The 26,936-nt window shown below is 60.5% G+C and carries 23 protein-coding genes; 11 read left to right on the top strand and 12 right to left on the bottom strand.

The window, feature by feature from the left end:
* Window positions 1-91: 91 nt before the first annotated feature.
* The 6 genes from ribD to NBH21_RS04095 form a co-directional block, all read right to left on the bottom strand.
* Complete coding sequence (gene ribD, locus NBH21_RS04120) at window positions 92-1,177, bottom strand: bifunctional diaminohydroxyphosphoribosylaminopyrimidine deaminase/5-amino-6-(5-phosphoribosylamino)uracil reductase RibD (RefSeq protein ID WP_250912656.1); 1,086 nt, start codon at window positions 1,175-1,177, stop codon at window positions 92-94.
* A 3-nt stretch (window positions 1,178-1,180) separates the two neighbouring features.
* Complete coding sequence (nrdR, locus tag NBH21_RS04115) at window positions 1,181-1,657, bottom strand: transcriptional regulator NrdR (protein WP_099057418.1); 477 nt, start codon at window positions 1,655-1,657, stop codon at window positions 1,181-1,183.
* Window positions 1,658-1,666: 9 nt separating this feature from the next.
* Window positions 1,667-2,956, bottom strand: a complete 1,290-nt coding sequence (gene glyA / locus NBH21_RS04110) for a serine hydroxymethyltransferase (RefSeq protein ID WP_250912655.1) — start codon at window positions 2,954-2,956, stop codon at window positions 1,667-1,669.
* 140 nt (window positions 2,957-3,096) lie between these two features.
* Window positions 3,097-5,151 (bottom strand): putative bifunctional diguanylate cyclase/phosphodiesterase, encoded by a 2,055-nt coding sequence (locus NBH21_RS04105; protein WP_250912654.1) that lies wholly within the window; start codon window positions 5,149-5,151, stop codon window positions 3,097-3,099.
* A gap of 155 nt (window positions 5,152-5,306) precedes the next feature.
* Window positions 5,307-6,680, bottom strand: coding sequence for an aminotransferase class I/II-fold pyridoxal phosphate-dependent enzyme (locus tag NBH21_RS04100; protein WP_250912653.1), 1,374 nt, complete (start codon window positions 6,678-6,680; stop codon window positions 5,307-5,309).
* Window positions 6,681-6,865: 185 nt separating this feature from the next.
* Complete coding sequence (locus NBH21_RS04095; protein WP_250912652.1) at window positions 6,866-8,194, bottom strand: L,D-transpeptidase family protein; 1,329 nt, start codon at window positions 8,192-8,194, stop codon at window positions 6,866-6,868.
* A gap of 241 nt (window positions 8,195-8,435) precedes the next feature.
* Between NBH21_RS04095 and NBH21_RS04090 the strand changes: the two genes are divergently transcribed.
* A complete protein-coding gene (locus NBH21_RS04090) occupies window positions 8,436-9,173 on the top strand; it encodes a YrbL family protein (RefSeq protein ID WP_250912651.1) in 738 nt (245 codons plus the stop codon).
* Here the strand turns inward: NBH21_RS04090 and ldtR are convergent.
* Both ldtR and NBH21_RS04080 read right to left on the bottom strand, forming a co-directional pair.
* The gene (gene ldtR / locus NBH21_RS04085) at window positions 9,170-9,679 is read right to left on the bottom strand and encodes a transcriptional regulator LdtR (RefSeq protein ID WP_163904746.1); all 510 of its coding nucleotides are present in this window, start codon (window positions 9,677-9,679) and stop codon (window positions 9,170-9,172) included. The genes NBH21_RS04090 and ldtR overlap by 4 nt on opposite strands.
* A 130-nt stretch (window positions 9,680-9,809) precedes the next feature.
* On the bottom strand, window positions 9,810-10,247 hold the full coding sequence (locus tag NBH21_RS04080; protein WP_250912650.1) for a DUF6163 family protein: 438 nt from the start codon (window positions 10,245-10,247) through the stop codon (window positions 9,810-9,812).
* Between the two features lie 126 nt (window positions 10,248-10,373).
* Between NBH21_RS04080 and hemB the strand changes: the two genes are divergently transcribed.
* The 4 genes from hemB to NBH21_RS04060 all read left to right on the top strand — a co-directional run bounded on the left by hemB (window position 10,374) and on the right by NBH21_RS04060 (window position 13,790).
* Window positions 10,374-11,390: a porphobilinogen synthase gene (hemB, locus tag NBH21_RS04075; RefSeq protein WP_250912649.1), complete on the top strand. Its 1,017-nt coding sequence runs from the start codon at window positions 10,374-10,376 to the stop codon at window positions 11,388-11,390.
* Window positions 11,391-11,484: 94 nt separating this feature from the next.
* The gene (locus tag NBH21_RS04070) at window positions 11,485-11,943 is read left to right on the top strand and encodes an RDD family protein (protein WP_250912648.1); all 459 of its coding nucleotides are present in this window, start codon (window positions 11,485-11,487) and stop codon (window positions 11,941-11,943) included.
* Between the two features lie 147 nt (window positions 11,944-12,090).
* Window positions 12,091-12,870 carry an arginyltransferase gene (locus tag NBH21_RS04065; protein ID WP_250912647.1) on the top strand — a complete coding sequence of 260 codons (780 nt, stop codon included), beginning with the start codon at window positions 12,091-12,093 and terminating at the stop codon, window positions 12,868-12,870.
* The gene (locus NBH21_RS04060) at window positions 12,867-13,790 is read left to right on the top strand and encodes a DMT family transporter (RefSeq protein WP_250912646.1); all 924 of its coding nucleotides are present in this window, start codon (window positions 12,867-12,869) and stop codon (window positions 13,788-13,790) included. The genes NBH21_RS04065 and NBH21_RS04060 overlap by 4 nt, the downstream gene beginning before the upstream one ends.
* On the opposite strand, the gene NBH21_RS04055 is transcribed toward NBH21_RS04060, so the two are convergent.
* Both NBH21_RS04055 and parC read right to left on the bottom strand, forming a co-directional pair.
* Window positions 13,748-14,851 (bottom strand): Acg family FMN-binding oxidoreductase, encoded by a 1,104-nt coding sequence (locus tag NBH21_RS04055; RefSeq protein ID WP_342451987.1) that lies wholly within the window; start codon window positions 14,849-14,851, stop codon window positions 13,748-13,750. The genes NBH21_RS04060 and NBH21_RS04055 overlap by 43 nt on opposite strands.
* A 308-nt stretch (window positions 14,852-15,159) precedes the next feature.
* A complete protein-coding gene (gene parC, locus NBH21_RS04050; protein ID WP_250912645.1) occupies window positions 15,160-17,436 on the bottom strand; it encodes a DNA topoisomerase IV subunit A in 2,277 nt (758 codons plus the stop codon).
* Window positions 17,437-17,661: 225 nt separating this feature from the next.
* Between parC and NBH21_RS04045 the strand changes: the two genes are divergently transcribed.
* Window positions 17,662-18,858 (top strand): hypothetical protein, encoded by a 1,197-nt coding sequence (locus NBH21_RS04045; RefSeq protein WP_250912644.1) that lies wholly within the window; start codon window positions 17,662-17,664, stop codon window positions 18,856-18,858.
* A 17-nt stretch (window positions 18,859-18,875) separates the two neighbouring features.
* On the opposite strand, the gene NBH21_RS04040 is transcribed toward NBH21_RS04045, so the two are convergent.
* Window positions 18,876-19,415: an FUSC family protein gene (locus NBH21_RS04040; protein ID WP_250912643.1), complete on the bottom strand. Its 540-nt coding sequence runs from the start codon at window positions 19,413-19,415 to the stop codon at window positions 18,876-18,878.
* Window positions 19,416-19,419: 4 nt separating this feature from the next.
* Window positions 19,420-21,210, bottom strand: a complete 1,791-nt coding sequence (gene aspS, locus NBH21_RS04035; protein ID WP_250912642.1) for an aspartate--tRNA ligase — start codon at window positions 21,208-21,210, stop codon at window positions 19,420-19,422.
* A 220-nt stretch (window positions 21,211-21,430) separates the two neighbouring features.
* Between aspS and NBH21_RS04030 the strand changes: the two genes are divergently transcribed.
* The 5 genes from NBH21_RS04030 to NBH21_RS04010 all read left to right on the top strand — a co-directional run bounded on the left by NBH21_RS04030 (window position 21,431) and on the right by NBH21_RS04010 (window position 26,927).
* Entirely contained in the window at window positions 21,431-22,666 is a 1,236-nt protein-coding gene (locus tag NBH21_RS04030; RefSeq protein ID WP_250912641.1) for an MFS transporter, read from the top strand.
* Window positions 22,667-22,753: 87 nt separating this feature from the next.
* Window positions 22,754-24,163 carry a multicopper oxidase family protein gene (locus NBH21_RS04025; RefSeq protein ID WP_250912640.1) on the top strand — a complete coding sequence of 470 codons (1,410 nt, stop codon included), beginning with the start codon at window positions 22,754-22,756 and terminating at the stop codon, window positions 24,161-24,163.
* Window positions 24,164-24,259: 96 nt separating this feature from the next.
* Window positions 24,260-25,141 (top strand): MBL fold metallo-hydrolase, encoded by an 882-nt coding sequence (locus NBH21_RS04020; RefSeq protein ID WP_250912639.1) that lies wholly within the window; start codon window positions 24,260-24,262, stop codon window positions 25,139-25,141.
* A gap of 141 nt (window positions 25,142-25,282) precedes the next feature.
* Entirely contained in the window at window positions 25,283-26,428 is a 1,146-nt protein-coding gene (rnd, locus tag NBH21_RS04015) for a ribonuclease D (RefSeq protein WP_250912638.1), read from the top strand.
* 4 nt (window positions 26,429-26,432) lie between these two features.
* Window positions 26,433-26,927 carry a GNAT family N-acetyltransferase gene (locus NBH21_RS04010; RefSeq protein ID WP_250912637.1) on the top strand — a complete coding sequence of 165 codons (495 nt, stop codon included), beginning with the start codon at window positions 26,433-26,435 and terminating at the stop codon, window positions 26,925-26,927.
* Window positions 26,928-26,936 lie beyond the last annotated feature (9 nt).

The raw sequence follows: 26,936 nt of genomic DNA, 5'->3' as shown, positions 1-26,936 counted from the left end.
CGCGGCATATTGCTCTGGCTTCTCGGAGTTCCGATTCCGCTCATCATTCTGATCATGCTGTTCTGGCGTTAACGCATCAGAACGGCCAGTCTCAGTCGGGACGGCGGAAGATCTCCAGACGATCCGGTCCGAAAGCGAGCGATCGCTCAAGGACAAACCCCGGTGGCAGCCTCGCCGGAGTTACTGGAGAGGGAATACCGCCCGTCCCGACGACGACGTCGCCACGGAAGAGCCAGACCTCGTCAATCAGTCCCAGATCGAGGAAGGACTTGGCGATGTGGGCGCCCCCCTCCACCAGCAGCGAAGAAATGCCACGGGCAGCGAGCGCGAACAACAGCGCCCCGAGATCCTCGGATTGCAGGACCTCCACCCCGGCCGCCCGAAGAGCATCGCGGCGGCTTGACAAAGCATCGTCATCACCCGGCTCCGAAATGCAGATGACGGGAACCTCGTTCGCCGTTTTCACCAGTTTCGAACCGAGCGGCAATTCGAGCCGGCGATCGAGAACAATGCGGGTCGGGGAGAACTGCTGAAGTCCCGGGAGACGAACGGTCAATTCGGGATCGTCGGCCAGTGCAGTACCGATCCCGACGAGGATCCCATCGATCTCAGCGCGAAGCATCTGCACCTGTGCGCGGGCCAGAGGACCGGTGATCGCCACCTGCCCCTCTCCCTCGCGACCGATCATGCCATCCTGAGAAACGGCAAGCTTCAGAATCACTTGCGGGCGCGCCTTCGTCTGGCGGGTGAGGTAACCGGCAAGCGCCTTTCGCCCTTCCTCCTCCAGAATGCCGCTTTCCACCTCTATGCCAGCCGCCTCCAGCATGCGAAGTCCCCGACCCGACACCCGCTCGTCGGGGTCGGTCACGGAAACGACCACGCGGGCGACACCGCTCGCGATCAGCGCCTCGGCACAAGGCGGTGTCTTGCCATGATGCGAGCATGGCTCAAGAGTGACATAGGCAGTCGCTCCCCTTGCCTTCTCTCCCGCATCGGCGAGAGCCTGCGGTTCGGCATGGGGCCGTCCGCCTTCAGCGGTAACGCCGCGGCCGACGATGACGCCGTCCCAGACGATCACGCAGCCGACGGAAGGATTAGTGGAGGTACGTCCGAGATTCCACCGGGACAGACGGATCGCGGCCGCCATGAAGCGCTCGTCATCGGGCGCCGCGGCCAAGGATCACTCCATGCCGCTATCGCGGGAGATCTTCGCATTGATCTCTGCGATCACCTGCTCGAAGTCTTCCGCATGAGAGAAATCGCGATAGACGGATGCGTAACGGACAAAGCCGACGTCGTCGAGGCTCTTCAGCGCCTCAAGCACCTGCAGGCCGATTTCCTCTGAGGGAATTTCCGTCTCGCCCGAGCTTTCAAGTCTGCGGACAATGCCGGAGACAGCACGCTCGATGCGATCGTTGTCGACCGGCCGCTTGCGCAGCGCGATCTGGAACGAGCGCACGAGCTTGTTGCGATCGAAGGGCACCTTGCGGCCGGTCTTCTTGACGACCATGAGCTCGCGGAGCTGCACCCGTTCGAAGGTGGTGAAACGACCGCCGCAATCCGGGCAAATCCGCCGGCGGCGGATGGAGGTGTTATCCTCCGCCGGACGGGAATCCTTGACCTGGGTATCGTCTGAACCGCAGAAGGGGCAGCGCATGCGTCTTCCTTACATGTAAGGATACATCGGGAAGCGGCCGGTCAGTGCGACCACCTTTTCCCGGACGGCGGCTTCGACGGCAGCATTGCCTTCGTCGGAATTCGCAACCTTCAGGCCGTCGAGAACGTCGATGATGAGGTTGCCGATTTCCTTGAATTCCGCTTCCTTGAAACCACGGGTCGTGCCGGCCGGCGTGCCGAGACGGACGCCGGAGGTGACGAAGGGCTTTTCGGGGTCGAACGGAATGCCGTTCTTGTTGCAGGTGACATAAGCACGGCCGAGGGCTGCTTCCGCCCGCTTGCCGGTGGCGTTCTTCTTGCGCAGGTCGACCAGCATCAGGTGGTTATCAGTGCCGCCCGAAACGATGTCGAGGCCGCCGGCAACCAGCGTCTCCGACAGCGCCTTGGCATTCTTGACGATCTGGGCTGCGTAATCCTTGAATTCCGGTTGCAGCGCTTCACCGAAGGCAACGGCCTTGGCGGCGATGATGTGCATCAGCGGACCACCCTGCAGGCCGGGGAAGACCGCCGAATTGAACTTCTTCGCCAGATCCTCGTCGTTCGTCAGTATGACGCCGCCGCGCGGGCCTCGGAGCGACTTGTGCGTGGTGGTGGTGGCAACGTGGCAGTGCGGGAACGGCGACGGATGCTGGCCACCGGCAACGAGACCGGCGATGTGGGCCATGTCCACCATCAGGTAGGCGCCAACTTCATCGGCAATCTCGCGGAAGCGCTTCCAGTCCCAGATACGGGAATAGGCGGTGCCGCCGGCGATGATCAGCTTCGGCTTGTGGGTGCGGGCCTTTTCGGCAACGGCGTCCATGTCGAGCAGGTTGTCGCCTTCACGCACGCCGTAGGAGACGACGTTGAACCACTTGCCGGACATGTTGACCGGCGAACCGTGGGTCAGGTGGCCCCCGGAATTCAGATCGAGGCCCATGAAGGTGTCGCCCGGCTGCAGCAGCGCAAGGAAGACGGCCTGGTTCATCTGCGAGCCGGAGTTCGGCTGGACGTTGGCGAAGTTGACGCCGAACAGCTTCTTGGCACGCTCGATCGCAAGTTCTTCGGCGATATCGACGAACTGGCAGCCGCCGTAATAGCGCTTGCCCGGATAACCCTCGGCATACTTGTTCGTCATGATCGAACCCTGCGCCTCAAGGACTGCACGGGATACGATGTTTTCCGAGGCGATCAGCTCGATTTCGTGACGTTGGCGACCCAGTTCCTTCTCGATCGCGCCGAAGATTTCCGGATCGGTCTCGGCAAGCGGACGGGAGAAGAAGGCATCTGTGTTCGACATGATTGAATGCTCCTGACGGGTTGATGCCAAGGGGTCTTAACGTCCCGGATGGTCAAGGGCAATACGGGACGCGACATTTGCGCATCAAAGAGCGATGACACGCCCGCAGTCGGAGAAAAATTCAAAAAGGAAAGCGACAATCAGGAGGCCTTGCGCCACTGATGCTGCTCGACAAAGCGCTCCAGATCGGAGGCAGTCATCGGCTTTGCAAAGGCGTAGCCCTGCAATACGTCACAGCCGAGTTCTTTCAGGATATGCGCCTGCTCCATCGTCTCGACGCCCTCGGCGATCACCTCGATACCGAGAGACTTGCCCATGTCTATGATCGAGGATACCAGCCGACGCTTCTCGATGGAAACGAGGACCGGGGCAACGAACTGGCGATCGATCTTCAAGCGCTTTGGATTGAGCTTGAGCAGGCTGACGATGGACGCATAGCCCGTACCGAAATCGTCGATCTCGATCTCAATTCCCATCTCCTTGATATGCTCGATGTTGGAAGAAATCGCCTCGTCGGTTTCATCGAGGAAGACCGACTCCACCAGTTCGAACGAGACGGTGCCTGGCTTGATTTCAAGCGCACGCAGATTGTCGAGCAACTGGCGATCATTCAGCCGGCGGGCGGACACGTTCACGGCCACCTTGGGAATCGTAATGCCCCGGCCGTTCCAGCGTTCGAGATCGGCAATCGCGCGGTCAAGAATGATGCCGTCGATGGTGCTGAGAACGTTGAGATCCTCGGCAATGCTGAGGAAATGCGACGGCGCCAGGATACCCTTGGCGGGATGGTTCCAGCGCACCAGCGCCTCGACGCCGACGATCTCATGCGTGCGGGCATCGAATTGCGGTTGATAGAAGCTGATGAATTCCTTCTGCTCGATACCGCGCAGGATGTCGTCGGCCGTCCGCTTGGTATCGATGATCTCGCGCTGGATCTCTTCGGAGAAGAATTCGCTGTGGCCCTTGGTGCGCTGCTTGACGCGGTAGAGGGCGATATCGGAATTGACCAGCAGGCTCTTGGGATCGATGTTGCCCCCCATGCCGACGGCAATGCCGATACTCGCACCAACGCGGCAGAGATGGCCCTGATACGGCACGGGCTGGCGTATCTTCTCGATCAGTTCGTCAGCCTTGGCGGAAAGCGCCTCGTTGTTCTCTTCCAGCACATGGCTGACGATAACGAACTCATCCCCGCCGACGCGTGCGATAAAGTCATCTTCTCCAACGACGGTCTTGATGAGTTTCGCGACGTGGATGAGCATTTCATCGCCGGCCGTGTGGCCGAGTGTGTCGTTGATCTGCTTGAAGCGGTCGAGGTCCACATGCAACAAAGCGACGCCGCTGCCGTCGCGCCGGCAAGACTCGGCATACTGCGCCATGACGTTATCGAGATAGCGCCGATTCGGCAGTCCTGTAAGCGCGTCGTGCAGGGCATTGTATTCCAGACTTGCCCTCGTCGCCTCAAGTTCACGGTTGCGCGCCTCAGCAAGGTTCTTGGCAATCACCAGAGCAGCATTGGCCTGCTCCATTTCCTCCTTGGCTTCGGTGAGTTCCTCCAGTGTCTTCTCGTGACGGGCGATCTCCTTGATCAACTCCGACTGGCTGTCGACGACACTGGCATAGTAACTCGCCATGAAGAAGGCATAGATCGTCGCGCTGAACGCCGAGATCATCCCCGCATAGACCATGTTTTCCAGCGGGATGTTATCCGGGAACCGCTCACCCTGCAGGATATAGGCGGCCACGAAAACCGACAGGCCTAGCACGAGCTGGGACAGCACAGCAACGCGCGCCAAAAGTGTCGCCCCCATATAGAAGAAGGCGAGCATCGGCATGACCACGTACCACATCAGGAAGGGCGAACTCGCGCCCCCATAGTGGTAGGAGCCCCAGAGAATTGCAAAATTCAGGTTGAGGATCGAGAGCTGGGACAGCATGCCGTAGCTGCGCGGAAACAGCTTGATAAGTGGCAGGAACAGCCAAAATCCGAAGATCGATACAGCAAGGACAGTAACCTGGGGAAAGGGGGCCGGGTCGATGACGAACAGACTCAAGGGTATCGGCGCACCGGTGATGGGGCCGAACATATGACTGATCAGGAACATGCGGACACGCTTTCGCGTATGCACATCTTCTTTCAGATGCGCCGGCGTCAGCCAGTCGATGGCCGCCTCGAGCCGGGAAACAAGTGTCATGCGACAGCCTTTCAACCGCAGAGCTGGTCAACTCTGTGTGAAATGTGTTTCCAAACAGTAAATTCAATCGTTAAACGCTGTTAACATCAGCGTTTGATGCCAAAAAAGGCAAACAGACGCTATCTACGCATAACAAAAAGAATATAAGCCGTCGCTCAAGCAGCCGCGGAAGTTGAAGTGCCCAATAATTTTAAGGGGCTTTGGTCAACGGTCACGCAAAGTTCGAGATCGGTACGCGCCGCCTCGAGCGCCGAGCCGAGTGCCACGACGACACGATCAACATCGGAGCGGGTGTGATCCGCCATCACCTGGAAACGGAACCGAGATTCCGCCTTGGGAACGGCCGGATATTCGACGAGATTGGCGATGCCGCCAAAGTCCGGCATGCGGCGGGCAATCAGGCGTCCGAGCGCTTCGCTGCCGACGAAAACGGGTACGATCGGCGACGGAAGACCCAGCGCGCGAAGCCCGGTATTTTCCACGGTCTTGCGGAGATAGAGAATGTTGTCCATCAGCCGCTGGCGCCGCTCCTCCCCTTCATCCGAACGGATGATGTCCAGGGCGGTTCCGACGACCGCGGCCTGAACGGGCGAAAGCGCGTTGGAGAAGGTCTGTGTGGCGCTGAAGTATTTGAGATACTCCGCCGCAGCTCGCGTCTTCACCGAAACGAAACCGCCGTTCGAGGCGAAACTCTTGGAGAAGCTTCCAATCAGGATGTCGGCCGCGTCGAGCATCCCGGCGGTGCCAAGATTGCCGAGGCCGCCCGGCCCCATGGCGCCGAGATCGTGGGCGCAATCGATAAGAAGCGTCGCGCCATAGGTATCGCAGGCCTGACGCAGGCCGGCAAAGTCCGGCATGTCGGCATGCATGGAGAAGAGGCTTTCCGTCACCACCAGAATACCGGCATCCGGAAACTTCTCGCGGATCTTGCTCAGCCGCCGGATGACGGCATTCGTATTCAGGTGGGCGAAGTGATGGATGTTCTGGGTCGCCGCGCGGGCACCTTCCTGAAGACAGGAATGGGCGAGAACGTCCATGACCACGTGATCGTCGGGCCGGACGAAGCCCTGCACGGATGCAAACCCTGCAGACCAGCCGGTCGGATAGAGCACCACCTCCCTGCCCCCGAGGAAATCCGAGAACTTCGCTTCGAGATCGAGCGAGTTGGCGGTGTTGCCAAGGAGAGCCGCGGATCCGGCGCTGTGCACTCCGTAGCGCTCGACCGCTTCGATTGCGGCCTGCTTGATGCGCGGATGGGAAGAAAGGCTGAGATAGTCCTGGGAAGCGAAATTGATACCCTGGAAGCTGCGATCGGCATCCGATCGTACCTTACAATAGGTTGCTGGCGCGGTTTCCGTCGAGCGGGCGTAGGGCCAGACGTCATTGCGTCGGCGCAGATCCTGCCATTCGAAAAAGCCGTCTGTGCGGCCAACGAGATCGGGACCGGTCGGCGCCCGATAGTCCCTGAGACTGCCCTGAAGGGCTGATGCCGGAATGCTAACTTTCCGGCTCGAGCTGCTCATATCCATCTGCGCACAGCCTCCAACTCAAAAACAAACGGCTGCGCAGATGATATTTTCGGGCTCCGGTTTACACAACCGAAAATTTTAACAAATTTTTAACGGTTATTATTCGTCACCCGATAAGTGTATATTAACCATAACGAAACGAACCGGCCGCCCCCAGAAAATGAGGGCGGCCGGAAATTTCGCTTTTATTGCGGCAGGATATCGTCTTCGACGGAGCCCGAGACCTGCTCGACGCCGATATTGGTCTGCAACGCGAGCTGGGCGTTGCCGTCCTTTCCGTAAATATCGTCACGGAACTGAACGACGCCGTCCTTCGCCGACCATGCGGTCAGATAAACCCAATGGACACCGACTTCGTCGGTGACCTTGATCGGCGTGTTGACGCGGCTTGCGATCACGCGCTCGATTTCCTGGCGGTTCCAGCCGGGGGTGTTCTTCAGCACCCAGACGATCAGATCGCGCACGTTCTGAACGCGCACGCAGCCGGAGGATTCGAAACGCATCAGCTTGTTGAACAGGCCCTGGGTCGGCGTGTCGTGCATATAGACCGCTTCCGGGCTCGGGAAGTTGATCTTCGTCGAGGACATGGCGTTGATCTTGCCCGGGTCCTGCCGGAACATGAGGTTCGGCGCCTTGGGCGCGAACCAGTCGATGCTTTCCGGCGACACTTCGCTGCCCTTGCCGTCGATCAGGCGGATGTTGTTGCGCGACAGATAGGTCGGATCCTTGCGCATCAGCGGTACGATGTCCTTTTCGACGATCGAGCGCGGCGCAGTCCAATAGGGGTTCAGGATGATGTCGGAGACCTTGGAATCCACCAGCGGCGACGGACGGCTGTCGCGGCCGACGATCGCGGTGTTGCGAAGCGCAACGCGGTCGCCTTCAACGGCTTCGACATAGGCTGCCGGAATGTTGACGACGATGTAGCGGTTCTCGAGCTGCTTGCTCATCATGTCCTGCAGACGCTGCAGGTTGACATTGAGCTGCATCAGGCGGGTGTCGGCCGAGACGTTGAGGGCCTTCAGCGTGAACTCGCCGAGAACGCCGTCTTCCGGCAGACCGTGGCGGGCCTGAAAACGCTTCACCGCGCCATCGACGTAGGTGTCAAAGGAGTTCGACATGCCGGCGCCGCGATCAAGGTCGCCCGAGATCATCAGGCGCTGGCGCAACTGCTGGACGGACGGATCGACAACACCGATCTTCAGCTTGACGGCAGGCGTCACCTGCGGCCAGCCACCGTTGGAAACGATGGCCTGATAGTTCTGGATCGCCTCCTGGAAGTTGAAGAGATTGCTGCCGCTCAGCATCGGCGTGTTCGACACCACGCTTGCTGTCGCGCGGGAAGCCTGGGCGTCGAACTGGTCATCCCAGTTGCCGCGCCGGGGTGCGCTGATCAGCTCGTCGACTGCCGTCTGTGCGACTGCCTGGCCGGCGATTGCTGCGGCACCTGCTGCTGCGGCACCGCGCAGGATCGCGCGGCGTGACAAATCGACAATTCCAGATTTCTTCGACATCTTTCCTACCGTTTCCAGTTCAAACGAAAACCATGCTTTAAGTCAGCCATGGTTAACAAACGGACGCCGTGGTTCGCTTTTAAGGCGATTGCCGCTCCGGCACCACAATGAATATGCGACCATTATTTCCCCTCGGCGCTCACATACCAATATGGCCAATTCGTGGCTCCGGCTATTGCGCGAACTGTCGTATTCCTGTCATATTATGTTTTGTTACAAATTATTACGATCAAAGAACTCCATGGCAGGCAAGGATTTTCACGGCAGGTTCGGCAGCCGACTCGATATCTCGGAATGCGAGTTCGAAACGGCCGGATCACTAAAACGTGTCTACACGCACCCGGACATGCCGGACGTGGTGCTGAAGATCGTCGATCCGGACAGAACATCCGGGGATGCTCGCCTGAAGGGTGAAAGCCTGGTCAAGCGGACGAACCCGCTCGGGGTCTATCGCGGCTTCAGGCGGGAACTCACCCAATACCTGATCCTCAGCCGCCGCTGGAACGAGGACGAGCGCGGCCCGCCGCCGATTGCCGTGCCCTGCGGTCTAGTGTCGACGACGGCCGGGCTAGCGCTTGTCACGGAAAAGATCGCCGGCGATGGCGACAAACTCGCCCCGACACTCGAAAAACTGTTTGAAAAAGGCGCAGTGTCCATCAAGCACCTGATTGCGTTCGACCGGCTGTTCAAGGATTGCATGGACATGCATGTGGTTCTTTCCGACATGCACATGCGGCAGTTTCTCTATAGCGAGAACCGCTCGGGAAGGCCGGAATTCGTCGTCATCGACGGCATCGGGGAAAAGAACATGATCCCGCTGCGTTCGCTCAGCCCGTATCTCAACAGGCGGCGACTTCAACGCGCACGCGACAGCATTTTCGAGGCCATCTTTGCGCGCTACCCTGCCCTCAAGGCAGAGTGGACCGGGAAGCAGGCGAATGCATCCCGGCCAGAGCTTGAAAGCAAGCCTGCTTCTTAGAGACGATAGAGGATCTGGTCGTTCCAGAAGCGATCGAGGCGCTGGAGCAGCTTGTTCATCTGGGTGAACTCGTCTGAACCGATGCCGCCGACCTTCTGGATCGAGCCGATGTGGCGCTCATAGAGCTTGGCGACGGTTTCGGCGATTTCCTGGCCGCTTTCGGTCAGGCTGATGCGAACCGAGCGACGGTCGATGCGCGAACGCTGGTGGTTGATGAAGCCGAGGTCTACCAGCTTCTTGACGTTGTAGGAAACGTTCGAGCCGAGGTAGTAACCACGCGAGCGCAGTTCGCCGGCGGTCAATTCGGAATTGCCGATGTTGAACAAGAGGAGCGCCTGAACGGCGTTGACGTCGCTGCGACCCTGACGGTCGAACTCGTCCTTGATGACATCGAGAAGGCGGCGATGCAGGCGTTCAACGAGATGCAACGACTCCATGTAGAGCGAGCGGATTGCTTCTTCCTGCGGTGCCAGGGTGTTCTGCTGTGGCTTGAGCTTGGTGTTCATGTCGGTCTGCCTCACTGTTTTATCTGGCGGCTTTGTTTTTCTCCCGCCTTGTGAGTGACCATATCCAATGCATATAAAATTCTACTTAAAACGCAGGCTTAACAAGAGTTTACCGAAAAGCCTGATGCCATTACGGTAAATCAAGCCTTATCTCTTCCTGTTTGTGGCGCTTTTCGAGCCATAACGCCAGACGGAAGACGACATACACCAACGCCACCACCGCATGCATGACCAGCACGATCGGATTGGAACCGAAAGTGTCGTACCAGACCGTATGCATTAGGATCTGCGTGCCGGCGGCAAGCGCCCATATGACCGGTCCCCAGGAGACCGCAAGCCACAGGCCGAGCGCGGCGACGGGGAAGATGACCGACAGGCTGGCGCCCGCCACTTTCCACGGCAGGGAGAGAAGATCGAAGCGCCCCTGCCCGCCCAACGAATAGCCGACCAGCATTCCCCAGTACTGCAGGCCAAACCACAGGCAGGCGATCGCGACCACTCTCAGAAAGATCACGAACAGGATTTCCGCCAGGCTGCCTTTCGGTGCATTTTGAGAATCAGGGTTCATGGGCGAAGCATATGCGCAAGCGGCGTCCCGTTGCCAGCCATGGCGCGACGATGCGCCCCTTTGCGGTTTCTCAATTTAGGACTAGAGCAGTACGCGCACCGCTCAAAAGGAAGACGAGGCATTATCATGCAGGACAAAATTCATCTGGTCGACGACATCACCGGGCACCGCCGCATGCGGCGAAATCGCAAGGCCGACTGGACGCGCCGCATGGTTCAGGAGAACCGGCTGACGGTCGACGACCTCATCTGGCCGATCTTTGTCATCCCCGGAGAAGGCATCGTGGAGCCGGTCGCCTCCATGCCGGGCGTAAACCGAATGTCTGTGGATAAGGCTGTCGAGGCCGCGAAGGAAGCGGCCGATCTCGGCATTCCGGCGCTGGCGACCTTTCCGAACATCGAAATGGAACTGCGCAACGAAACCGGTTCACAGATCCTCGAAGCCAACAACCTTATCAACCGCGCAACGGCTGCGATCAAGAAAGCCGTCCCGAACATCGGCGTTATCACCGACGTGGCGCTTGATCCGTTCACCAGCCATGGGCATGACGGCATCCTGCGCGGGGAAGAAATCGTCAATGACGAGACGGTCGAGCAGGTCGTGCGCGCCGCCATACTGCAGGCTGACGCCGGCTCCGACATCATTGCACCTTCTGAAATGATGGACGGCCGCATCGGCGCGATCCGCCGCGGCCTCGACGCCGCAGGCCACCAGAACGTCGGCATCATGTCCTATGCGACGAAGTTCGCTTCCGGCTATTATGGCCCCTACCGCGAGGCGATCTCCACCGGCGGACTGCTGAAGGGCGACAAGAAGAGCTATTATCTCGATCCGGCCAACGGCACCGAAGCGCTCCGCGACGCGGCACTCGATGTCGAGGAAGGCGCCGACATGCTGATGGTCAAGCCCGGCCTGCCCTATATCGACATCTGCTGGCGAATGAAGGAAGCCTTCGGCCTGCCGGTCTTCGCCTATCAGGTCTCCGGCGAATATGCGCAGATCAAGGCCGCCGCCCTCAATGGCTGGCTGGACGGCGAGAAGGTCATGCTGGAAACCCTGCTCTGTTTCAAGCGCGCAGGTTGCGACGGCATCCTGACCTATTTCGCCATGGATGTGGCCCGGCACCTCGCCAAGCACGGCTGAAGTTTCGGAAGCTTTCGGGGGCAGACTGGCCGGAGCCATTGTTTTTCCGGCGTTTGCCCCCATATGCTTTCGTGAATTCACAACGGAGCAGACAATGAGCCTCGACACCAATCCGACCTATGCAGCACCGGAGGACTGGCGCGCTTATAGCGGTGTGCTGTCACGAAGGGTTTTTGCTTTCATGATCGACTACCTGCTCGTCGGGGCGCTCTGGGTTCCCGCGGCGATTCTGGTGTTTTTCATGGGCGTCATCACGCTCGGCTTCGCGTGGCTTCTCTATCCCATCCTGTTCTTCGTGGTGGCCGGTCTTTATTTCGGAATGTCGCTTGCCGGACCGAGCCAGGCAACGCCTGGCATGCGCGCCATGGGCATCGCCATGGTTCGCCTCGATGGCCGCAAGATCGACTTCTTCACCGCGATTGCGCATCTCGCGCTGTTCTGGATTTTGAACTCGGTTCTGACCCCGCTGATTCTCCTCGCTGGTCTTTTCATCGAGAGATCGCGGCTGGTTCACGACCTGTTGCTGGGCACTGCGGCCGTCCGCACTGCCTGACGAAACGGCAACGACAACAAAATCCTGCGGAACACGCCGTCCCATAGCGGTCCGGCGTGTTCTTCTTTGATGACGGATAGTTGACGTTTTTTATTCTTGCGCCATGCTAGTGAAAATGATGGTCGCCAGAGGAAACCGACCGGCAAGATGAACACCCAGACGTCTCCGTCCCCGCAATTCTACCTCACGGCGCCCGCGCCGTGTCCATACCTGCCGGGGGAAATGGAGCGCAAGGTTTTCACACATCTCGTCGGCCCGCGTGCGACCGAGATGAACGACCTTCTCACACAGGGCGGTTTCCGCCGGTCCCAGAATATCGCGTACCGCCCCGCATGCGAGGCCTGCCGCGCCTGCATCTCGGTGCGCATCCTCGTTGACGAGTTCGAGCCGGGCCGCTCCTTCAAGCGGGTGGCCGCCACCAACAAGGATGTCGTGTCGACAGTCTTTCCGGCCCAGCCCTCAACCGAGCAGTTCTCCCTCTTCCGCACCTATCTGGATCACCGCCATCAGGAAGGCGGCATGTCGGACATGTCGGCGCTCGACTATGCCATCATGGTCGAGGATACCCATGTGCAGACCCGCGTCATCGAATACCGGCTGCGCGCACCCGGCGACGGGCTTGGCGGCCAGCCACGGGGCGAACTGATTGCGGTCGCCCTGTCGGACCTGATGAGCGACGGGCTCTCCATGGTCTATTCCTTCTTCAACCCGGCGCTGGTGAAACGGTCTCTCGGCACGATGATGGTGCTCGACCACGTCAACCGGGCCAAGGCGCTCGGCCTGCCGCATGTTTATCTCGGCTACTGGGTGCGCGGCTCCCACAAGATGGATTACAAGACCCGCTTCCTGCCGCAGGAACAACTCACGAACCAGGGCTGGGAACGCTACATCCCCGCTCCGGAAGCGACCGAGTCGCCGAACGCATGACATCACCCTCCCCTGCCGGTCGCTCCACCGGCCTCGCGCTGGCGACAGCCGGAGGCCTCTTCCTGTCCTTCGACATTCCGCTCGTCCGGCTTTCCGATGGTGGGCTGTGGCCGGTGCTTGGCCTTCGCAGCATGGCGATCTTCCTGATCGCGCTCTTGGCGCTTGCCGGCATACGCCTTGCGACCGGGCGCTGGTCCCCGCTCCGCCTGACAGCCGCAACCTTGGTCGGCGGGCTGTTCTACGGCTTCAGCACCATGGCCTTCGTGGCTGCCGTCTATCACACGTCCTCGGCGAATGTCGTCTTCATCGTCGCCTTCTCGCCGATGATCGCAGCCATCCTGTCATGGCTGTTCCTGAAGGAGCCACCTAGCCGCTCGACGCTGGTTACCATGGTGGTCATGCTGCTCGGCGTCTCGCTGATCGTCAACGGGGGCGTATCATCAGGTCATCTTTTCGGGGATTTCCTCGCCGCTGTCGCAGCCGTGCTGATTGCCGCGGCCCTGACCATCGGACGCGCCTCGCGCCAGGCAATGGGTTTCGTACCGCTGCTTGCGACCATCATACCTGCCGGTTTCAGCCTCGTTCTCGGCTGGAGCTACGGGTTCACCATGCAGGCGCCCGGTTGGGCGCTTCTCGACGGGATCGTGATGATGCCGCTCGCGTTCTGGCTGCTGGCGACCGCGCCCCGCTACCTGCCGGCGGCAGAAGTCGGCATGTTCTACCTGCTGGAAACCATTCTGGCACCGGTATGGATCTGGCTGATTTTCAGCGAAATGCCCGGAACGCCCACCCTTATCGGCGGCGGCATCATGGTGCTCGCCCTGCTCGGCCATTCCATGACGCAGATATGGGCCGGACGAATGGCCGCCCGCCGGGCTCAAACTTCGATAACCGCTTCGACAGGCCTCCTCGGCGAATAGATCATCGCGGGTGCGTAACCGAAGCGTAGGATGATATCCGGCCGGCGCCCGCCAAAGCCAGCTAAGATGGAAAGGTCCCCTCTCAGTGCCGCAACTTCGACCGGTTGGTTGATAAATGCCGTCCTCAGCCCCAGCACGGTCGCCATAAGGCAGAAGCGCTGGCAAGCCTGCCCCACGGCAATCCAGCCTGCAGGCCCCTCTTCGGCTGCGGAGAAGACCGCCACCCCGGCCGAAGTATCCATGTGGCGACTGTATTTGTCGGCTTCGGAGGCGGGTTTGAAGGCGAGATCGAACGCCAATGGCCCGAGCCATTCCGGCAGCGCCGGATTGCCGCTTGCCGGCGAATACAGACCGTCGCCCCTGCGCCTGGCGGTATACGGGCTGAAGCGCAGCCAATCCTTGAGTTCCCGGATGAATGCGCGGTCCGCCATCTGGACGTCGTTGCCGGCAATAACCAGGTTCCGCACACGATCGATCTGCGAACGTTCCGTTACGATAGCCGTGTCTACACCGGCAACCGCCGCGACCTTCGCCAGTCTCTCCAGATCCCCGGAGGCGACCGGCCTGCCGTCGTATATGCTGCGGGTCGATTGTCTGAAGGGAATGGCTGCGGCCATTTCCATCACCCGCTCACCGGTCGGAGCGCCACGGGACAATGTCACGGCCACGCCGTTCGACCCTTCGTCGATCAACGCAACATCCGCAATACGGCCCGTGGCTGCGGCAGCAATCACAAGGTTTTCGAGCGCACAGCCGAGACCCACGTAGAGATGATGGTCATCCGGATCCACCACCGGCGTACGGCGGGAAAAATCCGGACGGATGGAAATGCGGTCGCCGGAAAGACGGAAAAGCCAAGGCTGCGTATTATGGCCGTTGGCGGCAAGCGTCGCGTGACGTACCAGTTCTACGAATGACGGATCGGCGCGCAGCGGCGCACGGATCCTCTGCGCATAGTCCTGATAACGACGAAGCTCGATACCGAGGGACAGGACGCTTCCTCCTGCTCCCAGAGCGATGAGCCCCCCTCCGCCCGTCAGTATCGCCCGCCTGCTCAACATCACGCCGCTCCGTCTTGTTCGCCAACAGTCTATCCGATATCCCGCACAGCCTCTTGCCCAGGATCAAGCGCGCGGCGGCGACCGGCAGTTTCCGCGTGCCTGAAGGTCAGGGCGGCTTGCCCATAAAGCCAATGGACGACGGTTTTGTGCGACAAGTCGCCCACACCGAACGTTTCATGGAAAAATACGAGGTAGCGCTGGAAAAGCTCGCCGCTGCATCGAATATCTGGCCGTCGCGGCGGGCGAGATCAATGAGGATAGAGCAACGCACTTCCTCGGGGATCACACCCAACCGATAGACTGACGGTTCAGCCGGAGAACTTGCCGCTGCGGGGGAAGCCCTTCGGAACGGTGCGGCCGGCCGCAGCGCGGTCGCCCATCCATTCGCCGAGTTCGTCCTTCGACTTGCTGAAGACGCGACCGGCGCTGTCTTCCCAGGTCAGTCCGTCAGCAATCGCGAAGCACTTGATGTCGGAAATACCGCCATCCTTGTAGCGCTGCAGGCGAACGCCCTTGCCGCGGGTCATTTCCGGCATCTGCGCCATCGGGAATACCAGCAGCTTGCGGTTCTCGCCGACGACGGCGACGTGGTCGCCCGATACCGGAACCACGAGCTTCGCCTCGTCCGGCATGCCGACATTCATTACCTGCTTGCCCTTGCGGGTGTTGGCGACGATGTCGGACTCGGCAACAATGAAGCCATTGCCCACGGTCGAGGAGAACAGAAGCTTGCGGCTGGAATCGTGTACGAAGGCGGTCAGAACGTCCTGATCGTTCTCCATATCCACCATGATGCGCAGGGGTTCGCCGTGTCCACGGCCGCCCGGCAGCTTGTCGCCGCCAAGCGTGAACACCTTGCCGCCGGTCGTGACCAGCAGGATCTTGTCCGTGGTCTGCGCCGGGAAGGCAACTTTCAGGCCGTCGCCTTCCTTGAAGGTCAGGCTCGACGTATCGGAAATGTGCCCCTTGAGCGCCCGTATCCAGCCCTTCTCGGATACCACGACGGTGATCGGTTCCTTTTCGATCATCGCCTGCTGGATGGCCTCGCTGTCGGCGTCCGGCGCGTCGGCGAACTGGGTGCGGCGGCGGCCGAGTTCGGTTGCCTTGGCGTACTTCTTCTTGACCTCGCCAATCTCCCACGCGACCGTCTGCCACTGCTTTTCGTCGGAAGCGAGCAGCGCCTCGATCTCGGCCTTTTCCTTGCTGAGTTCCTCGTGTTCCTTGCGGATCTCGAATTCCTCGAGCTTGCGCAGATTGCGCAGCCGCATGTTGAGGATCGCCTCGGCCTGGACGTCGGTCAGGTCCCAACGGGCGATCATCACCGGCTTGGGCTCGTCCTCCTCGCGGATGATGCGGATGACTTCGTCGAGGTTGAGATAGGCGATCAGCAGGCCGCCGAGGATTTCAAGGCGGCGATCGATTGCGGCAAGGCGGAAACGCGAACGACGAAGCAGAACATCCTTGCGGTGTTCCAGCCATTCGGTCAGCACCTCGTTCAGCGCCATGACGCGAGGCACCTTGCCCTGCGACAGCACGTTCATGTTGAGCGAAATACGGCTTTCTAGCTCGGTGAGCTTGAACAGCGATTCCATCAGCAGCGTTGCATCGACGGTGCGGCTCTTCGGCACCAGAACGACGCGGACGTCCTCGGCGGACTCGTCCCGGATATCTTCCAGAAGCGGCAAGCGCTTGGCGATCAGCAGTTCGGCGATCTTTTCGATCAGGCGCGACTTCTGCACCTGGAACGGGATCTGGGTGACGATGATCTGGTAGCCACCGCGACCGAGATCCTCGATTTCCCAACGTGCACGCACGCGGAAGCCGCCGCGACCCGTGCGGTAGGTTTCCAGCATGCTTTCACGGCTTTCGACGATGATGCCGCCGGTCGGGAAGTCGGGACCTTCGATACCGCCCTTCTGGGGATTGGCCGGATCGGCCAGCAGTTCCTCGACGGGCGCGCCGGGGTTCTTGATCAGGTAAAGGGCCGCGTCGCAGATCTCGTGCGCATTGTGCGGCGGGATCGAGGTCGCCATGCCGACCGCGATGCCGGATGCGCCGTTTGCAAGCAGGTTGGGGAAGGCGCCGGGAAGAACGACCGGCTCCTCGTCTTCCTCGTTATAGGTCGGGCGGTAGTCGACGGCGTCCTGATCGATGCCTTCGAGCAGCAGCGCCGCGACATCGGTCATGCGCGCTTCGGTGTAACGATAGGCAGCAGCGCTATCGCCATCGATGTTGCCGAAGTTGCCCTGCCCGTCCACGACCGGGTAACGCTGGGAGAAATCCTGCGCGAGACGCACCAGCGCGTCATAGACCGACTGGTCGCCATGCGGGTGGAACTTACCGATGACATCGCCGACGATACGGGCGCATTTCTTGAAGGCCGAGTTCGGGCGAATGCCCATCTCGCTCATCGCGTGGATGATGCGGCGATGAACCGGCTTCAGGCCATCGCGCACGTCGGGCAGCGCCCGGTGCATGATCGTCGACAATGCATAAGCGAGGTAGCGCTCCTCGAGCGCCGCCTTGAGATCGACCGGCTGAATGTTGTCGCCGCCGTCATCCGGCGGAATAAGATTTTTCCCCATGGCTTCTCAACTAGACGAGAAGGCCTGAAACGGCAAGGAATCCGCGTCATCCGGCTGTGGATTAACAGGCCCCGACGTTGGCAGTGACAAAAGTCACCACCCTTTAACCTAGGTCAAAATGTCATGGCAAAAGCGATGGAAGTTTCGCAATCTGACAATATAAAGACATGCTGTTAGTCGTGAATAATACGACTCCGCGCTTTTTTCTCCGAAAGGAACTCGCCTATGACCTTTTTCCGCACTTCCCGGCTACTGCTGGCAGGCGCCGCCTTTGCAACGCTTTCCAGCCCCGCATGGGCGCTCGACGGCCAGGATCTCCTGAAGAAGATCAATGCCGCCTATGCGGCGGGCAGTGGCGCAATCTCCGCCGAATCGGTGGAAGTCAACGGCAGCGCAGTGACCCTTAAGGGGTCGAAATTCACGACGACCGGCCCGCAGGAAAAGTCGATCCCGCTCGGCGACCTCACCCTCAAGGGTGTCAGCGAGGAAGACGGCGGCGCCTACTTCATCGAGCGCATCGATTTCCCGGCGGTCGATTTCACCGAAGAGAAGACCAGCATCTCGGTCAAGGATCTCTACCTTGCCGGCGTGCATGTGCCCGGCAGCACCGAAGGCAAAGACTTCAAGTCGATGATGCTCTACGACGAAGCCCATAGCGGCGCGATCGATGTCAGCGTCGACGGCAAACCGGTCTTCACCATGGCCGAGGCTTCCGCCACCATGACGCTCGGCGAAGACGAGAAGTCGCTCGCTTTCGAAGGCGGCGTCAGCAGCGTCAAGGCCGACCTTTCCACCGTTGAGGACGCCAAGAGCAAGGAAACGCTCGATGCGCTGAACCTCAACACGCTCGAAGGCGACATCTCCTTCTCGGGCAACTGGGAGCTCGATACCGGCACGATCGATGTTGAGGAATACAGCTTCGACTTCGCCAATGTCGGCCGCCTGAACCTCGCATTCAGCCTGTCCGGCTACACGATGGACCTCGTCAAGCAGTTGCAGGAAACCGCCCGCACGATGCAGGGTCAGCAAAACAACGAACAGGCACAGCAGGCCGCAGGTCTCGCCATGCTCGGCCTGATGCAGCAGATGTCCTTCGTCAGCGCCGAGATCAGCTTCGAGGATGACGGCATCACCAAGCGCGGCCTCGAGTTTGCCGGCAAGGAGCAGGGCACCACCGGTGAGCAGATGGCCCAGATGGTCAAAGCAATGCTGCCGATGATGCTGGCGCAGGCCAAGCTCGGCGCGCTGCAAAACGAGATCTCGAATGCCGTCAACACCTATATCGACGATCCGCAGAACCTGACGATCAGCGCAGCACCGGAAAAGCCGGTCCCCTTCCCGATGATCATGGGTGCCGGCATGGGCGCACCGGAAACCATTCCGCAGCTGCTCGGCGTATCCGTCAGCGCCAACGAGGAATAAACTTCCCCGTTTCGTTTTCAGGGGCCGTCCTTCGGGGCGGCCTCTTTCGTTTCAGGGGCAGCACTACCGTCCGGGCTGGACGATGAAACCCGCTTCGGAAGGAACAGGACGAGTGCGAAAATTGCGCCGATGACCGCGCCGACCACCACGTCGAGGAAACGCACGAGACCCGCGGTCGAAGGCCCCATGACCATCACCAGCAGCGCCGAAGCGCCGGCCTGAATGGGCACCACGGGGGCAAGGTTCAGCAGCGCGCCGATAAGCACCCCGAGAAAGACGCAGAGCAGTATCTGGATTTCAAGAAACGGTATCGGCAGCAGGAATGCCAGTTCGCCCACCAATATCCCGATCGTTACCCCTACCATCATGTTGAATGTCTGATGGAGATGATTTGGGATACCCGGGGCCAGACAGATGATCGCCGTGATCGCGGCGAAGATCGGTTCGGGATGACCGAACATCCAGCGCGCCACATAAAACGACAACGCCGCGGCAATAGCCGCGGCGAGCGCATGTAGCAGGATGTCCCGGACCCGGTCGGAGATCCAGAGCTTCATTCGATCAGTCTTTCTTCTGCGGCGGGATCACGCGCAGGCCGAGTTCGCGAAGCTGCGTCGGCGTTGCGTCGGACGGCGCGTTCATCAGGAGGTCCTGAGCCTGCTGGTTCATCGGGAACAGCGTGATTTCGCGCAGGTTCTTGGCGCCGACGAGCAGCATGACGACACGGTCGATACCGAAGGCACAGCCGCCGTGCGGAGGCGCACCGTACTGGAAGGCACGATACATGCCGCCGAAACGCTCTTCGACGTCGGCCTTCGACAGACCGACCAGTTCGAATGCCTTGACCATCAGGTCCGGCGACTGGTTACGGATCGAACCGGAAGCGATTTCGAAGCCGTTGCAGACGGCGTCGTACTGGTAGGCCTTGATCGACAGCAGATCCTCGCCGTTCAGTGCCTCAAGTCCGCCCTGCGGCATGGAGAAGGGATTGTGGGCGAAATCGATCTTCTTTTCCTCTTCGTTGTATTCGAAGAAGGGGAAGTCAACGATCCAGCAGAATTCGTAGCGGTCGCGGTCAACCAGATCGAGCTCCTCGCCGGCGCGGGTACGGGCTTCGCCCGCGAACTTGTAGAACTTGGATGGCTCGCCGGCAACGAAGAAGCAGGCGTCGCCTTCATCGAGACCGAGCTGTTCGCGGATCGCCTCGGTGCGCTCCGGGCCGATGTTCTTGGCAAGCGGGCCGGCGCCTTCCAGCACGGCGCCTTCCTGGCGCCAGAAGATGTAGCCGAGACCCGGTTGGCCCTGGCTCTGCGCCCAGGCGTTCATGCGGTCACAGAACGCGCGGCTGCCGCCGGTCTTGGCAGGGATGGCCCATACTTCGACCTTCGGGTTGGACGCGATCATGTTCGCAAAGACCTTGAAGCCGGAACCGGCAAAGTGCTCGGTGACCGACTGCATGACGATCGGGTTGCGCAGGTCCGGCTTGTCGGAGCCGTACTTGCGGATCGCCACGTCATAGGGAATGCGCGGCCATTCCTTGGTCACCGGCTTGCCTTCGGCAAACTGCTCGAACACGGCCGTCATCATCGGCTCCATCGTGTTCCAGACGTCTTCCTGCGTTACGAAACTCATCTCGACGTCGAGCTGGTAGAACTCGCCCGGCAGACGGTCGGCGCGCGGGTCTTCATCACGGAAGCACGGCGCGATCTGGAAGTAGCGGTCGAAGCCTGCGACCATCAGCAGCTGCTTGTACTGCTGCGGGGCCTGCGGAAGAGCGAAGAACTTGCCCTGATGGATACGCGACGGCACGAGGAAGTCGCGCGCGCCTTCCGGCGAAGAGGCCGTCAGGATCGGGGTGGTGTATTCGCCGAAGCCTGCATCGGCCATGCCGTTGCGCATGGCGGAGATGATCTTGGTGCGCTTGACGATGTTCTTGTGCAGCGTCTCGCGGCGCAGGTCGAGGAAGCGGTACTTGAGGCGAACGTCTTCGGGATAATCGGGCTCGCCGAAGACCGGCAGCGGCAATTCCTTGGCGGCAGAAAGAACTTCGATTTCCTGCGCGTAGAGTTCGATTTCACCCGTCGCCATGTTCTTGTTGACGGTGTCTTCAGCACGCGCCTTGACGACGCCGTCGATGCGGATCACCCATTCGCCACGCACGGTTTCGGCCAGCTTGAAGGCCGGGCTGTCGGGATCGGCCACGACCTGGGTGACGCCATAATGATCGCGAAGGTCGATGAAGAGAACGCCGCCGTGGTCACGAACACGATGGACCCAGCCGGAGAGGCGGACGGTTGCGCCCACATCGGACTTGCGAAGGGCGGCGCAGGTGTGGCTGCGGTAACGGTGCATTTTTCAGAGCTTTCCTGGACTAAGGTAACGGTCGAAAAGGCGCGCGGGCGACCATAGACAACCGATAAAAATCGGGCGGAAAAGCGCATGGACTGTCCGATTTGTCAAGGCTGGAGCATATGTCGCCGAGATTTCCGCTGTAACAGCACAACCCTCTGCTCTACAAGGTGCATCCTGTGACGGCGCCGACTCGCGGCAGCCGCTCATGCGTGCAGGTCCAATGAACGATATCCGCCCCCTCATCCCGCTTCTCATCACCGCAGGCATCCTGATCGGCGGCAATGGCCTGCAGGGCACCTTCATTTCGCTCCGCGCGCTACAGGAAGGTTTTTCGACGTCGATGATCGGCATCATCGGGACGGGCTACAATATCGGCTTCGCCATCGGCTGCATCTATGTGACCCGCATCATCCGCTCGATCGGGCACATCCGGACATTCAGCGCATTGGCGGCCATCGCGTCGGCGGCCTCCATTTCCATGCTGCTCTTCATTCACCCGACGAGCTGGTTCACCATGCGGCTCATCCAGGGCCTCTGTTTCGCCGGCCTCTTCGCCGTGGTCGAAAGCTGGCTCAACGCACGGGTGACGAATAACAACCGTGCCCGGACGCTTTCCATCTACCGCTTCGTCGATCTCGGCGCGGTGACGTTCGCGCAGTACATGATCCCGGCGGTCGGCATCGGCGGTTTCGAGCTCTTCGCCATCATCTCGATGGCGCTGACGCTATCGCTGGTTCCGATCTCCTTTGCCGACCGGTCGAGCCCGGCTCCGCCGCAGGCCGTGCGCTTCGACCTTCGCGTGCTGTGGAAGGTCTCTCCGCTCGCCACGATCGGCTGCATCGTCGTCGGTCTCACCAATTCCAGCTTCCGCTCGCTCGGGCCGATCTATGCCGATGGTATCGGCATGTCGATCACCTCGATCGCGACCTTCATGAGCGTCGGCATCTTCGCCGGCGTCGTGCTGCAATATCCTCTCGGCCATTATTCCGACAAGCTGGACCGTCGGTTCATCATCCTGGTCTCGGCCTTCGGCAGTTTCGCCGCCGGGCTTTTCCTCGCTTTCGTCGCCGGTACGAACGAGTGGCTGAACTTTGTCGGCATCTTCGTGTTCGGCGCCTTCGGCATGCCGCTCTACTCCCTCTGTTCAGCTCACGCCAACGACCATGCCGCGCCCGGCCAGCATGCGCTGGTCTCCGCCGGCACCCTGTTCTTCTGGTCGATCGGCGCGGTCATCGGTCCGCTGTTCGCATCCTTCATGCTCGACCTTTTCGGTCCGCAGGCGCTCTTCATCTATACGACAGTGGTGCTCTTCGCCTTCATGGCCTACACGGTTCTGCGCATGGGAACCCGCAGCGGCGTGCCGACAGGCAGCCGGCGGCAACGGTTCCGCAATCTGCTCAGAACCTCCACCTTCTTCAACAAGCTGGCGACGCCGCCGACCGAAAAAGACGACTGACCTGCGGCAGTTTGGCTGGCGCAATGATATTGATGATTTTTCACCTCAAGTTTAAAGAGGCGGAAGTCCATTTGCAGGAGAAGCCCCATGGCTCTGCTCACCCGTCGCAATCTTCTCAAAGCCTCCGCCGTCGCAGGTGCCTATGCCTCGGGCATGGCGTTCCTTCCCCGCCTGACCAACGCACTTGCCGCCGCCGACCCGGTAACGCTCGAAGCCTATCGGCTAAGCGCCATGATCGACGGCAAGGCGGCGACCGAAGGTGTCATGAGCTATCGCGTAGGCGGTGGCGATGCGGCGGATGTCACGCCTCCGGTGCTTCGTGCACGCCGCGGCGAGCCCTTCGCCGCCCGCTTCCTGAACAATCTCGATGAACCGAGCACCGTCCACTGGCATGGCCTCAGGATCGACAACGCCATGGACGGCGTTCCCTTCCTGACTCAGCCCTATGTCTATCCGGGCGACAGCTTCGACTATGCCTTCACACCGCCGGATTCGGGTACCTACTGGTACCATCCCCATTGCAATACGCTGGAGCAGATCGGCCGCGGCCTTGCCGGCATGTTCATCGTCGAAGACCCGAACGATCCGGTTTTCGACGCGGAGGTGGCGATCAACCTTCGCGACTGGCGGCTTGGTGGCAACAGCCAGTTCATCGAGCAGTTCAAGGCGCGCGACGCGGCCAAGACCGGCACGTTCGGCACCGTGCGCACCGCCAACTGGCAGCTCGAGCCAAGCTATGATGCTCCGGCCGGCGGTCTTGTGCGTCTGCGCATTCTGGCGTCCGACGTCACGCGTATCTTCAATCTGAAAATGGTCGGCGCGGAAGCCCTGATCATCGCCATCGACGGCCAGCCGGTTCCCGAGCATATGCCGCTCGATACCGTGGTCATCGCGCCCGGTCAGCGGCTCGATCTCGTGGTGCGCATGCCGGATACAGAGGGCGAGACCGCCGCACTCGAAGACATCCGGCCATCGACGCCGAAGATCGTCGCCCGCCTGCGCTCCGTCGGCTCGTCCCTGAAACGGAACCTAGGCGATGTGGCGCCGCTTGCCGCCAATCCACCTGTCGAGGCAGACCTTGCCAATGCCATTCCGGTTCCGCTCGTGCTGAGCGCCACCGCTGAGAATGCGGCGAAGGATTCGATCTGCGGTTCGCTTGGCTATTCCTTCTGGGCTATCAACAAGGTGCCCTACCCCGGCGACAGTGCCGACCCGATGGATCCATTGGCCGAAATGAAGCTCGGCAAGACCTACATGTTCAATCTGGAAAACGTGACGCCGCACGCGCATCCGATCCACATACACGGCATGAACTTCAAGGTCATTTCGTCGTCCAAGGGACCGGTTTCGCCCCTCGTCTCGGACACATATCTCGTCCTGCCCGACGAAAAGGTGCAGCTGGCTGTGGTCGCAGACAATCCCGGAAACTGGGTGCTGCATTGCCACATCATCGAACACCAGAAGACCGGCATGACCAGCTATGTGCGGGTCGTCTGACCCGCTTGGTCAGGCCATATGGCCCGATTGCGTGACTTGACAGCGGACAGGCCACGCGGGCATCAACCGGCAACGACACCAGCGCAGGAAGCTGCCGTGACCGACCTTGCCGCCACGCTTCGTATCCTTGAGCCCTATCCCGGGATCTACGCCTATTACGACGGCCGTATTCCTGGAAAACGCCTGCATTCGCCTGAGCGAAACTGGCTGGACGATGGCGCCTACAGCCTCGGCGTCGCCAGCTATGCCATCGTTTCCGGCAATGAAGCGCTCGTCTACGACACGCATATTTCCCTGGATCATGCCCATGCGATAAGGCGTCATCTGGAAGGACTTGGCGTCTCCCGTATTCGTGTCGTGCTCAGCCACTGGCACACCGATCATATCGCCGGCAATGCGGTCTTTGCCGATTGCGAAATCATCGCCAACCGTCTGACGGCGCAGGCGATGGCCGACAACGCCGCGGTTCTCGCCGCCAAGACCCCGTCTATCGATCCCGTCGTCATGCCGAACAGTCTTTTCAATGAGCGACTCGTGCTTGATGTCGGCAAGCGAAAAGTCGAGCTTCTGCAGTTCGACATCCACAGCGCCGACGGAACCGTTCTCTTCCTGCCCGATATCGGCGTCCTTCTTGCCGGCGATACGCTGGAGGACACGGTCACCTATATTTCCGAGCCGGAACATACGCTTCGCCACATCGAGGAACTGGATCGGCTTGCAGGGCTTCCCGCCCGCCACATACTGCCGAACCACGGCTCGGAGAAACGGATTTCCGGCGGCGGTTATGCGCCGGACCTGATCCAGGCGAACCGCAGCTATCTCATGCGTCTCATGGAAACGATCGACGATCCCGATCTCGACAAGACCAGCCTTGCCGATTTCGTCGCCTCCGATGTGATGCACGGAAGTATCAGCTATTTCGAGCCCTATGAGCGGGTCCACCGCGACAACATCGCCGCTCTCCGTTCTAGAAAGTAAGTCCGTCTCACGATTTACGTCGTAGATGGCGAAAACGGGGAGCAACTGTCGCAAGCGCGGTCGCCGCAGCCCGATCATATTGACATCGACGGTCGAAAGGAGAACTAAGGTTAATAACCTAGTTTTCATGACCGAGCCGAAATGATCGAAACGACAGCCGCATTAGAGGAAGCGTGCCGCAAGCTCGCCCAATCGGATTTCATTACTATCGACACCGAATTTCTCCGGGAAACAACGTTCTGGCCGGAACTCTGCCTTATCCAGATGGCCAGCCCCGATCTCGAAGTCATCGTCGATCCGCTGGCCAAGGGCCTCGACCTTGCCCCCTTCTTCATCCTGATGGCCGATGATTCGGTGGTGAAGGTGTTCCATGCCGCCCGGCAGGACATCGAAATCATCTTCCACCTCGGCAACCTTATCCCGCATCCGATCTTCGACACCCAGGTCGCGGCCATGGTCTGCGGCTTCGGCGACAGCGTCTCCTACGACCAGCTCGTGCAGAAGGTGAAGAACGTCCATATCGACAAGACTTCGCGCTTCACCGACTGGAGCCGTCGCCCGCTTTCCGAAAAGCAGCTCGATTATGCGCTGGCCGATGTCACCCATCTGCGTGACGTCTACCTCAAGCTCAAGTCCGATCTGGAGCGCGACGGTCGTGCCGAATGGCTGACGGAAGAGATGGCCATCCTCGAATCGCGCGAAACCTACGACCTGCACCCCGACGATGCATGGCAACGGCTGAAAATGCGGCTCCGCAAGCCGCAGGAACTCGCCGTCATGCAATATGTTGCCGCATGGCGCGAACGCGAGGCGCGCAGCCGCAACGTGCCGCGCTCCCGCGTGCTGAAGGACGACGCGATCTACGAAATCGCCCAGCAGCAGCCGAAGGATACGGAAGCGCTCGGCCGCCTGCGTACCATCCCGAAGGGTTGGGAGCGTTCCTCCTCGGGTGCAGCCATCATCGAACAGGTCAACGCCGCCCTGGCACTGCCGAAGTCCGACATGCCGCACGTCCATCGTCACAATCATGCGCCGGAAGGTGCTCAGGCCGCAGTCGAGCTTCTCAAGGTGCTGCTGCGCCTGACTTCGGAAAAGCATGGCGTCGCATCCAAGGTGATCGCCAACAGCGACGATCTGGAAAAGATCGCGGCCGAGGGCGAGAAGGCTGACGTCCCAGCCCTGCAGGGCTGGCGTCGGGAACTGTTCGGCGATCTGGCCCTGAAGCTGATTTCCGGCGGTGTCGGCCTGCGCTTCGTCGACAAGCGCGTTGAAGCAGTGGAGTTCTGAGCAGATGCCGGTTCTGCGGCTACGGCGCGCATCCCCGGATGATATCGGTTTCATCATGGAAACCGAACGTCTTCCGGGCTATGACTACTTCATAGGCCGTTACAGCGCAGAAGAGCACAAGGCATACCTGACGAGTGAAGCCTTCGCCTATCTGATCGGCGAAGACGCGAACGGAATGCCGGTCGGCTTCGCGATTCTCAAGGACCTCGACAACCGGGACGGCAATGTCTGCATCAAAAGGATTGCGGTGGCTGTTCCGGATCAGGGCTACGGCTCGCAGCTTTTGAGCAGCGCAATCGATTTCGTCTTTCGCGAAACGGAAACCTTCCGTCTTTGGCTCACCGTGGTTCGCGGGAATGATCGGGCGCTTTCCGTCTACCGGAAAAACGACTTTGTCGAGGAAGGCGCCAAGCGGCAATCCGCATTGCTTCCTGACGGCAGCCGCGCCGATATGGTCATGATGTCGATCCTGCGCCCCGAGTGGTCGGCGCGAAACTGAGGTCATCTT

The organism is Ciceribacter sichuanensis (genome assembly GCF_024055605.1).
In the GTDB taxonomy this organism is placed as follows: domain Bacteria; phylum Pseudomonadota; class Alphaproteobacteria; order Rhizobiales; family Rhizobiaceae; genus Allorhizobium; species Allorhizobium sichuanense.
The sequence above is the reverse complement of the archived record's forward strand: the minus strand, read 5'-3'. Positions and strand labels throughout refer to the sequence as shown.